This is a genomic window from Kitasatospora sp. NPDC059577, assembly GCF_042735475.1.
GTDB lineage: Bacteria > Actinomycetota > Actinomycetes > Streptomycetales > Streptomycetaceae > Kitasatospora.
Genome location: NZ_JBHWBZ010000015.1, coordinates 1 through 9920, shown reverse-complemented (window position 1 = coordinate 9920; position 9920 = coordinate 1). Strand labels below are relative to the sequence as shown.

General features: G+C 75.1%; 9 protein-coding genes (1 of these 9 running past the window's edge). 6 read left to right on the top strand and 3 right to left on the bottom strand.

What is annotated here, in order from left to right; all coding sequences use genetic code 11:
- Positions 1-991: the 5' portion of a LuxR C-terminal-related transcriptional regulator gene (locus tag ACFV0O_RS14850; protein ID WP_380341216.1), read on the bottom strand. It extends 356 nt beyond the left edge of the window; only the first 991 of its 1347 coding nucleotides appear in the window; its start codon is at positions 989-991; the stop codon falls past the left edge of the window.
- 132 nt (positions 992-1123) lie between these two features.
- Here ACFV0O_RS14850 and ACFV0O_RS14845 point away from each other — a divergent pair, with 132 nt between their 5' ends.
- Positions 1124-2548, top strand: a complete 1425-nt coding sequence (locus ACFV0O_RS14845; protein WP_380341213.1) for a DUF6350 family protein — start codon at positions 1124-1126, stop codon at positions 2546-2548.
- A gap of 16 nt (positions 2549-2564) precedes the next feature.
- Here the strand turns inward: ACFV0O_RS14845 and ACFV0O_RS14840 are convergent, their stop codons facing one another.
- On the bottom strand, positions 2565-3230 hold the full coding sequence (locus ACFV0O_RS14840; RefSeq protein WP_360254763.1) for a hypothetical protein: 666 nt from the start codon (positions 3228-3230) through the stop codon (positions 2565-2567).
- Between the two features lie 439 nt (positions 3231-3669).
- On the opposite strand from ACFV0O_RS14840, the gene purN reads away from it, so the two are divergent.
- Both purN and purH read left to right on the top strand, forming a co-directional pair.
- Entirely contained in the window at positions 3670-4329 is a 660-nt protein-coding gene (gene purN, locus ACFV0O_RS14835) for a phosphoribosylglycinamide formyltransferase (protein WP_380341210.1), read from the top strand.
- On the top strand, positions 4326-5903 hold the full coding sequence (purH, locus tag ACFV0O_RS14830; RefSeq protein WP_380341207.1) for a bifunctional phosphoribosylaminoimidazolecarboxamide formyltransferase/IMP cyclohydrolase: 1578 nt from the start codon (positions 4326-4328) through the stop codon (positions 5901-5903). The genes purN and purH overlap by 4 nt, the downstream gene beginning before the upstream one ends.
- An 85-nt stretch (positions 5904-5988) precedes the next feature.
- Here purH and ACFV0O_RS14825 read toward each other — a convergent pair whose 3' ends face one another.
- Entirely contained in the window at positions 5989-6615 is a 627-nt protein-coding gene (locus tag ACFV0O_RS14825) for a hypothetical protein (protein ID WP_360254769.1), read from the bottom strand.
- A 624-nt stretch (positions 6616-7239) separates the two neighbouring features.
- On the opposite strand from ACFV0O_RS14825, the gene ACFV0O_RS14820 reads away from it, so the two are divergent.
- From ACFV0O_RS14820 to ACFV0O_RS14810, 3 genes are all read left to right on the top strand, one after another.
- A complete protein-coding gene (locus ACFV0O_RS14820; protein WP_360254771.1) occupies positions 7240-8094 on the top strand; it encodes a bifunctional methylenetetrahydrofolate dehydrogenase/methenyltetrahydrofolate cyclohydrolase in 855 nt (284 codons plus the stop codon).
- 19 nt (positions 8095-8113) lie between these two features.
- Entirely contained in the window at positions 8114-8539 is a 426-nt protein-coding gene (locus ACFV0O_RS14815; RefSeq protein ID WP_380341204.1) for a DUF3017 domain-containing protein, read from the top strand.
- Positions 8540-8759: 220 nt separating this feature from the next.
- A complete protein-coding gene (locus tag ACFV0O_RS14810; protein WP_360254775.1) occupies positions 8760-9752 on the top strand; it encodes a malate dehydrogenase in 993 nt (330 codons plus the stop codon).
- Positions 9753-9920 lie beyond the last annotated feature (168 nt).

Genomic DNA, 9920 nt, shown 5'->3' with positions numbered 1-9920 from the left:
ACCCGGCCACCACCGATATATACACCTCTCTTTTCGTCGGCTGCGTCAGTTGTTTATAAGACACCGGCGGGGTGCCTTGGCGTTCTACCCGCAGGGGCCGCGCCTGCTGGGGGGGGTGGGCGCGGGGGGGGTGCGGCCGTCCGGCGTCCGCGGCGGCCGCAGACCCCGGCACCGAGGCCGCAGCCGGCACCGAGGCCGCTGCCGGCGACGGTGCCCGTACCGTTTCGCCGTGTTCGCCGTGTTCGCCGGGCCGTTGGGCGGTACCGGTGCGGTCCTGCTGGGGCGGCTGTTCGGGGCGGGCGGACGGGCGTTTGCTCGGGGGCGTGTGCGTTGCCTCCCCGCGCTCCTGCCGGGCGCGCCGTGCGGTCCGGCCGCGTCGGGTGCCCGAGACGGGGCGCGAACTGTCGCCCGGCGGCGCTGTCGGCCCGGTCGTACCGCTGGCCGGCTGCTCCGTGACGGGGCGACGGGCGGCGTCGGCGGCGTCGGCGGCGTCGTGCGGGGGCGGCTCCGTCGGCTGTCGGGCCGGAGCCGGGGAGGCCGTACGGTCGTCTCCGCCCCCGCCCCGGCCGCCCGTCGAGGCGAGGGCCGTTCGTGCGGGCCCGTCCGTGCTCCCCGTGCGGAGGCCCGGATCCCCGAGATCCCGCACGGTGAACGTGGCGGGGCCGAGGGAGGAGGCGGTGAGGCCGGCGAAGTTCGCCGGTCCGGGGGGCACGACGGATGGCAGGGAGCCCGCGGCGAGGGTGATGGCCTCGGCCTGGGTGGTGGCGCCGAGCTTCCGCATGGCGCGCAGGAGGTAGCTACGGGCGGTGGTGGGGGTGACGCCGAGGACGGCGGCGGTGTGGGGGAGGTCGTGGCCGGTGGCGAGGTGGGCGAGGGTCTGGGCCTCACGCGGGGTCAGCTTCCGCAGTAGTCCGGTCGCGGCGCGGTCGGCGCGGGCGGTCTCGCGGTGGCGCTTGGGGGTGGGGGAGTCGGCGGTGGGCGGCGTGGTCATCAGACGCTCCGGGCCGGGACGCCGGCGTCGTGGGGACAGGGTCTGAAAATGCGCATAAGCCAATAATCTGGGACACGGCGGCGGTTTGCCGGTTCACGGAGCATGGCGAGTCGCCTTGGCACCATGTGGCCCATGACGCAGCTGATGGGCCGTCCGATCCTGGAGGCGCCGGGCGAATTGGGCGGACGGCCCGCGCTGGCCGACCTGTTGACGGGGGTGCGGACGGCGCTGGTCGGCCTGGCGGTGGTCGGAGTGCCGGTCCTGGGGCTGTGGGTGGTGACGCCGTCCGTGGACGACGGCCCGGCCGCTGCCACCCGGTTGGCGGGGGTGCTGTGGCTGATCGGGCACGGTGCGCCGGTGCTGCGCGGGGAGGCCGACGCCCCGCTGACCGTCACTCCGCTGCTGCTCGGCGCCCTGGCCGTGGTCCGGCTCCACCGGGCGGGTGCCGGGGTGGCGGCGCGGCGCGGGCTGCGGTCGCGCTGGGGTGGCCCGGTGGCATTGTGGGCCGGGTACTGCGCGGTGGCGGTCGCGGTGGCGCTGCACTGTGCGGGTGCCGGGCCGTTCCGCAGCGAGGTGCTGCCGGACATCCTGGTGGTGGCGCTGGTGGCGGCCCTGGCGACGGCCGCCGGAGTCCGCTCGGCGGGGGCCGCGGGCCGCCCGCCCGCCGACTCCCTGCTGGACCGCCTCCCGCCGCCGTACCGTCCGGTCGGCGGGGCGGCGCCGGTGCGGGCCGCGGCGCTGGCGGCCGGGGCCGGGCTGGTCGCGGCGGGCGGGCTGCTGGTGGCGGTGTCGGCGGTGCTGGATGCGGCGACCGGCGGCGGGCGCGGGATGGCACTGCTCGGGCGCGGGCCGGTCGCGCTGCCGGCGCTGCTGCTGCTCGCGCTGGTGCTGTTGCCGAACGCGGTGCTGTGGGGCGCGGCGTACGCGCTGGGCCCCGGGTTCGTGGTGGGGGCCGGGTCGGTGGTGTCGCCGGGGGGTGCGGCGCTGGGGCCGGTGCCGGAGTTCCCGCTGTTCGCGCTGCTGCCGGCCGACGGGCCGGGCGGCTGGCGGTGGGCGGCGCTGGTGCTGCCGCTGTTGGCCGGGGTGGTGCCGGCGGTGCTGCTGGGCCGCGCGGCGGCGGGTCGGCGGGGTCCGGCCGCGGCGGCCGGGGGCGCCGGGGGGCGGCCGGTGCCGTGGCCGCCCGCCGCGACGGTGACGGCCGCGCTGGCGGCGGCGCTGCTGGTCGGGGTGGGGGCGGCGCTGCTGGGCCGGTTGTCCGGCGGCGGGTTGGCGGGTGGCCGGATGGCCTGGTTGGGGCCGGTGCCGTGGCGGTCGGGGCTCGCGGCGGCGGGCTGGTTGGCGCTGGTGGCCGTCCCGGGCGCGCTGCTCGTACGGCACCGGGTGCTCGGGGCGGAGGGGGAGCGGGGGAACGCCCCGGCGGGAGACCGGAGCGCGTACGCCCGGCTCGCGTGGTGGACGCGCCGGGGCGCGCTGCGGCTGCGCGCCCGGGCCCACGCCCTCGTGCTGCGGCTGTCCGAGGCCGGCCGCGGGGCCCCGGGGCCGGACCCGGTGGACTGACGGGCGGTCGGGTGGGCTACTCGGTGTTCCCGGTGAAGTCGACGTACCACTGCGGCGCGTAGCGGTCGCAGCCCTGGACGCCGGCAGTGGTGAGCGAGTCCCGGACGCAGGTGACGTAGTCGCGGTAGTGGTAGTTGAGGCCGATCACCGAGGTGGCGACCACGACGGTCATCGCGCCGGTGAGGATCCCGGCGAGGGCGGCCGGGGTGAGCGGGTTCGGCGCCGCTCCCCGGGGGACCGGACCGACGGCGCCCGGGGCGCCGACCGCACCTGCGGCACCGGTGGCACCCGACGGAGCGCCGGCCGGGGCGCCCTTCGGGCTCCGCAGGGCGCCGATCCCCCAGACGATGCCGAGCACCCCGATCAGCAGGGCGATCCAGTGGAAGCCCGCGAACAGGCAGACCAGCGCGAACGGTCCGGCGAGCGCGGCGTTGCGGGCCCGGCGGTGGGCCGGGTCGGCCGGGTCGAGCCGGGGCGGCTGCGGGGCCGGGGGCCGCGGGCCGGGCCGGCCGTCGCCCTGACCCCACGGCGGCGGGAGCTGCGGGCGGCCGTCGCCCTGGCCGCCGGTGCCGTCCGGGCCCTCGCCGGTCCAGGGGCTGCGCGGCTGCCACGGCTGGTCCGGGGCGTCCGCCGGCGGCGGCGCGAAGGGGTTGCGCTCGTCGGTCTCGTCGCCGCTGCTCATGGGTTCAGCCAATCCTTGTCGGTCGGAGCTCGGTCGGGACCCGGCGGGCCGGGTCGGAGCCGGTCCGTGGGTCCCGCGGTCGTCGCGGTCTCGCGGTCGGCGCGGTCTCCCGCGCCACCCAATGATCCCGCAGCCGTTCGTCGGCCCACCGGCGGCCCGGGTTCCGGGCCCGGCCGGGTCGGTCCGGCCGGGGGCAACTCCGGTGCTGCGGGCCCGAGGAGATCCCCGTCTCAACTACGCGCGTAGCGCCGTCGGGAGGGTTCGGAGGCCGTCCGACCAGCCGTTATCGTGGTGACGGTCAGCAGCTCACATCGGTTCCCGGGGCCCGCGTCGCGGCGGGTTCTCCCGGTGTTCCCCCTCGCTCGACCTGCCGTTCGTAGTGGCCCCACCGCCGGTGGACGTACCAGCGCACGGCGCCCGACCTACGGAGAATCGCGCAGTGGCCGCCGCCCCCGCCCAGCACTTCCCGCCCCGCACGCCCGGACCGGCCCGCCTGGTGGTGCTGGTCTCCGGCTCCGGCACCAACCTGCAGGCGCTGCTCGACGCGGTCGCGGACCCGGCGTACGGCGCCGAGGTCATCGCCGTCGGTGCGGACCGGGACGGGATCGCCGGTCTGGAGCGCGCCGGGAAGGCTGGCCTGCCGACCTTCGTGCACCGGGTGAAGGACTTCCCCGACCGTGCCGCCTGGGACCGCGCGCTGACCGCCTCCGTCGCCGAGTACGAGCCGGACCTGGTCGTCACGGCCGGCTTCATGAAGATCCTCGGCCCCGAGTTCATCGCCGCCTTCGCCGGGCGGACCGTCAACACCCACCCCGCACTGCTGCCCGCCTTCCCCGGCGCCCACGGCGTCACCGACGCGCTCGCGTACGGCGTGAAGGTCACCGGCTGCACCGTCCACCTGGTCGACGCCGGGGTGGACACCGGGCCGATCATCGCGCAGGGCGTCGTCGAGGTCGTCGACGCCGACCACGCCGATGGCGGCGACGCGCTGCACGAGCGCATCAAGACTGTCGAGCGCAAGCTGCTCGTCGACGTCGTGGGCCGGCTGGCCCGCGAAGGTCACCGCATCGAGGACCGAAAGGTATGGATTCCGGCATGAGTGCCAGCTCCACCACGCCCCCCGTTTCGGAGAACATCCGTCCGATCCGTCGCGCGCTGATCAGCGTGTACGACAAGACCGGTCTGGAGGAGCTGGCCCAGGGCCTGCACGCCGCCGGGGTCGCCATCGTATCCACCGGCTCGACCGCCGGCCGGATCGCCGCCGCCGGCGTCCCGGTGACCGAGGTCTCCGAGCTGACCGGCTTCCCGGAGTGCCTGGACGGGCGCGTGAAGACGCTGCACCCCCGCGTGCACGCCGGCGTGCTGGCCGACCTGCGGCTGGAGTCGCACCGGGCGCAGCTGGCCGAGCTGGGCGTCGAGCCCTTCGACCTGGTCGTGGTGAACCTCTACCCGTTCAAGGCCACCGTCGCCTCCGGCGCCACCCCCGACGAGTGCGTCGAGCAGATCGACATCGGCGGTCCGAGCATGGTCCGCGCCGCCGCCAAGAACCACCCCTCGGTGGCCGTCGTGGTCGACCCGGCCCGCTACGGCGACGTGCTGAAGGCCGTTCAGGACGGTGGCTTCGACCTGGCGACCCGCAAGCGCCTGGCCGGTGCCGCGTTCGCCCACACCGCCGCCTACGACGTGGCCGTGGCCTCCTGGTTCGAGGCCGGCTACGCGCCGAGCGACGAGAGCTTCCCCGCCTTCCTGGGCTCGACCTGGGAGCGGCAGAACGTGCTGCGCTACGGCGAGAACCCGCACCAGGGCGCCGCGCTGTACAGCGACGGCACCGGTGGCCTGGCCGGCGCGCAGCAGCTGCACGGCAAGGAGATGTCGTACAACAACTACGTCGACACCGACGCCGCCCGCCGCGCCGCCTACGACCACGCCGAGCCGGCCGTGGCGATCATCAAGCACGCCAACCCGTGCGGCATCGCGACCGGCGCCGACGTCGCCGAGGCGCACCGCAAGGCGCACGAGTGCGACCCGGTCTCCGCGTACGGCGGTGTGATCGCGGTCAACCGCCCGGTCACCGTCGAGCTGGCCGAGCAGATCGCCCCGATCTTCACCGAGGTCGTGGTGGCCCCCGGCTACGAGGACGGCGCCCTGGAGGTGCTGACCCGCAAGAAGAACCTGCGGGTGCTGCTCGCCCCCGAGGCCCCGGCCAACCGCCAGGAGGTGCGCCCGATCTCCGGCGGCGTGCTGCTGCAGGACGCCGACCGGGTGCACGCCGAGGGCGACGACCCGGCGAACTGGACGCTCGCCACCGGTGCGGCGCTCTCCGCCGACGAACTGGCCGAGCTGGCCTTCGCCTGGCGGGCCTGCCGGGCCGTCAAGTCCAACGCGATCCTGCTGGCCAAGGGCGGTGCCTCGGTCGGCGTCGGCATGGGACAGGTCAACCGGGTCGACTCCTGCAAGCTCGCGGTCGAGCGGGCCGGCGAGCGGGCCTCGGGCGCGTACGCGGCTTCGGACGCCTTCTTCCCGTTCGCGGACGGTCCGGCGATCCTGATCGCGGCCGGCGTCAAGGCCATCGTCCAGCCCGGCGGTTCGATCCGTGACGAGGAGGTCGTCGCGGCGGCCGCCGAGGCCGGCGTGACCATGTACTTCACCGGTGCGCGGCACTTCTTCCACTGATCCCGCCGACGGTGTGACGCAATGACAGAGCGGCCCGGCCCCCTCCGAGGGGGGCCGGGCCGCTCCGTCGCGTCGTGCGGGCCGGTCAGTAGCGCGGCCGGTTGAACCAGTTGACGCCGTCCCGGGTGCTCATGGCGACGATCCAGAGGATGCAGATCGCGATCCACAGCACGCCGATGACCGCGCCGAACCCGGAGCCCGCGGCCTGGGCCTGGGCGTTGGTGCTCCCGGTGATCGCGCTGATCAGCACGAGCACGCCGAGCAGCAGGGCCACCGAGCCGTACACGATGGTGGTGATCCGGGTGGCCGGGCCGCCCTTGCCGAACTTCACCCCGAGCGTGATCGAGAGCACCGAGGCGAGCAGGTACAGGATCCCGAGGATCAGCAGGACGCCCGCCGCCGCGTTGCCGAAGATCGCGGTGTCGCTGCTGGTGCTGTGCTGGTTGGCGACAGTCTTGGCGCCCGCGGCCACGATCAGCAGGAACCCGGTGAGGAGGACCTGCACACCGCCCACGACGAACATCAGGACCCGGGCGGTGACCACCAGGCCGGGCATGGACTGCGGCGGGGCCACCGGCGGGTAGCCGTAAGCCGGGGCGGCCGCCTGCGGGTAGCCGTAGCCCGGGGCCGGCGGGGCCTGCTGCGGGTAGCCGTAGCCCGGCGAGGCGGGCGGCTGGCCGTACGGGTTGTTCGGGTCGGGCGGGTAACTCATCGATGCCTCCGGGCAGTTACGGGGACGCGGGGACGGGACGGCGGAGGCCCCGGTTGCGGTCGCGAGTCGGGTCGTCGACGGCACGGGACGGTGGCGGGGCGCAGTGACAACCCGGCGGCGGTGACGGGCGTGACCGGCTCAGCAGCGTGGTGAACGGGCGAGCGCGGGCCTGGACGGGCGCGGCGCGGCGACGGCGGCGCGGCGGCGGTCGGGCTGCTCGGTCTGCTGTGGTCGGATCACTGGCTCTTTCCCCCGGATACGCCCCGCCGCGGTGTCCGTCGGCCCGTCACCGGGCCTGGTCGCGGCAGGGGATGCGGGCATATCGTCATCCGGACGACGGGGCCCTGTCCAGCCGGTTCCGGCACCGGGTCAAGACTGTGGCGCAACCGCAATGCGGTACGGACGTTCCGTACCCGCCCGGTCGCGCGGGGCGGGCCCGCCGCGGACGCCGACGGCGTGCCGTCCGGACGTCCCGCGCCGGGCCCCCGGGCGGGTCCTCGCCGGGCCCCGCCGAGGGTCCTGCGCCGGTCCGGCCCCGGTCCTGCGCGGGCCCGCGCACGGTCCGGACGCGGGCCGGGCCCGACCGTGGTACGGCGACCGGCCGGGATCCGGGAGAATGGGGTCATGACTGCCCAGATTCTCGATGGCAAGGCCACCGCCGCCGCGATCAAGTCCGAACTCGCCGCCCGCGTGGCGGCCCTCAAGGCGAAGGGCGTCACGCCCGGCCTCGGCACCGTCCTGGTCGGCGACGACCCGGGCAGCCGCTGGTACGTGAACGGGAAGCACAAGGACTGCGCCGAGGTCGGCATCGCCTCGATCCAGCGCGAGCTGCCCGCGACGGCGAGCCAGGAGGACGTCGAGAACGTCGTCCGCGAGCTCAACGCCGACCCGACCTGCACCGGCTACATCGTCCAGCTGCCGCTGCCCAAGGGCCTGGACCAGAACCCGGTCCTGGAGCTGATGGACCCGGACAAGGACGCGGACGGCCTGCACCCGACCTCGCTCGGCCGGCTCGCCCTGGGCATCGACGGCCCGCTGCCGTGCACCCCGCTGGGCATCGTCGAGCTGCTGCGCCGCCACGACGTCGAGATCAACGGTGCCGAGGTGGTCGTGGTCGGCCGCGGCATCACCGTCGGCCGCTCGATCGGCCTGCTGCTGACCCGCCGCAGCGAGAACGCCACGGTCACCCTGTGCCACACCGGCACCCGGGACCTGAGCGCCCACCTGCGCAAGGCCGACATCATCGTGGCCGCCGCCGGCGTGCCGCACCTGGTCAAGCCGGAGGACGTCAAGCCGGGCGCGGCGGTGCTGGACGTGGGCGTCAGCCGCAGCGAGGGCAAGATCGTCGGTGACGTCCACCCGGGCGTGGCCGAGGTGGCCGGCTGGATCTCCCCGAACCCCGGCGGCGTGGGCCCGATGACCCGCGCGATGCTGCTCAACAACATCGTCGAGGCGGCCGAGCGCCGCGCCGGCATCTGACACCCCAGGGACGGCGAGCATGACTGAACCGCGACCGGCGCGGACCCGGAGCAGGCCGGTCAAGACCACCGGCACCCTGCCGCCCGAGGGCTCGGCCGCGGCCCTCGGGCGCGAGCACGCCCTGCCGGTCCGGCAGTGGCCGATAACGCTGGTCCTCCTGGTGGTCGGGGCCGGCCTCGCGGTCACCTGGTTCGCCGACTTCAAGGACGGCTTCAAGTACGGGCTGCTGATCCTCGGCTGCGGCGTGCTGCTCGGCGCGGTGCTGCGCCTGGTGCTGCCCGAGGTCGGGATGCTGGCGGTGCGCAGCCGCTTCACCGACGTGATCGTGCTGACCTTCCTGGGTGCCTCGATCGTGTTGCTGACCCTGGTCGCGCAGCCGAACCCGTGGCTGCAGATCCCGCTGCTCGACAACATCGGGCAGCTGATGGGCCGGCCCAAGCACTGACCGGCCCGCGCGCCGTCGAACGGCCCCCGTCCCGCCCCCGGATCCCGGGCGCCGGGCGGGGGCCGCGGCGTTCCTGTGACGCATCAGCCACGCCCGCACACGCGGCGTACGCTTCCCTTTGCGATAACCTGACGCCGGTCTCTCGATGTCGAGAGAACATCCTCGGCTCCAGTGCGCCGGTGTGCCTGGGGCACCTGGCGATTTGCTGGAGAAGGTAGAAATGACTCGCACCCCCGTCAACGTCACCATCACCGGAGCGGCCGGCCAGATCGGCTACGCGCTGCTCTTCCGCATCGCCTCGGGCCACCTGCTCGGTGCCGACGTGCCGGTGAACCTGCGCCTCCTGGAGATCCCGCAGGGCCTCAAGGCCGCCGAGGGCACCGCCATGGAGCTCGTCGACTGCGCCTTCCCGCTGCTGCGTGACATCACCATCACCGACCAGCCGAACGAGGCCTTCGACGGCGCCAACGTCGCCCTGCTGGTCGGCGCCCGCCCGCGTACCGCCGGCATGGAGCGCGGCGACCTGCTGCAGGCCAACGGCGGCATCTTCGGCCCGCAGGGCAAGGCCATCAACGCCCACGCCGCGGACGACATCAAGGTCCTGGTCGTCGGCAACCCGGCCAACACCAACGCCCTGATCGCCCAGCGCAACGCCCCGGACGTCCCGGCCGAGCGCTTCACCGCGATGACCCGCCTGGACCACAACCGCGCCGTCGGCCAGCTGTCCGCCAAGACCGGCGCCGTGGTCTCGGACATCAAGCGCGTCACCATCTGGGGCAACCACTCCGCGACCCAGTACCCGGACGTCTTCCAGGCCGAGATCGCCGGCAAGCCGGCCTTCGAGGCCGTCGGCAGCGACCTGGAGTGGCTGGAGAAGACCTTCATCCCGACCGTCGCCAAGCGCGGCGCCGCCATCATCGACGCCCGCGGCGCCTCCTCGGCCGCCTCGGCCGCCAACGCCGCCATCGACCACGTCCACACCTGGGTCAACGGCACCGCCGAGGGCGACTGGACCTCCATGGGCGTCGTCTCCGACGGCTCCTACGGCGTCCCGGCCGGCCTGATCTCCTCCTTCCCGGTCACCACCAAGGACGGCAAGTTCGAGATCGTCCAGGGCCTGGAGATCTCCGACTTCTCGCGCGCCCGCATCGACGCCTCGGTCAAGGAGCTGACCGAGGAGCGCGACGCGGTCCAGGAGCTGGGCCTCATCTGAGCCCGCCCCGCACGGTTCCACCGGCGGCCCGCCGACTTCCCCTCGGAAGCGGCGGGCCGCCGCCGTGTCCCGCCCCTGCACCGGCCCCCGCACCGGGGTGCCCGCCCCGTGCCCCCCCCCGGCCGGGACCCCCCCCCCGATGCCCGGGCCACCCGGCAGCAACGTCCG

Coding starts and splice junctions, on each gene's coding strand:
- ACFV0O_RS14845 (WP_380341213.1), top strand. CDS start 1,124: ATGACGCAGCTGATGGGCCGTCCGATCCTGGAGGCGCCGGGCGAATTG.
- ACFV0O_RS14840 (WP_360254763.1), bottom strand. CDS start 3,230: ATGAGCAGCGGCGACGAGACCGACGAGCGCAACCCCTTCGCGCCGCCG.
- purH (WP_380341207.1), top strand. CDS start 4,326: ATGAGTGCCAGCTCCACCACGCCCCCCGTTTCGGAGAACATCCGTCCG.
- ACFV0O_RS14825 (WP_360254769.1), bottom strand. CDS start 6,615: ATGAGTTACCCGCCCGACCCGAACAACCCGTACGGCCAGCCGCCCGCC.
- ACFV0O_RS14820 (WP_360254771.1), top strand. CDS start 7,240: ATGACTGCCCAGATTCTCGATGGCAAGGCCACCGCCGCCGCGATCAAG.
- ACFV0O_RS14815 (WP_380341204.1), top strand. CDS start 8,114: ATGACTGAACCGCGACCGGCGCGGACCCGGAGCAGGCCGGTCAAGACC.
- ACFV0O_RS14810 (WP_360254775.1), top strand. CDS start 8,760: ATGACTCGCACCCCCGTCAACGTCACCATCACCGGAGCGGCCGGCCAG.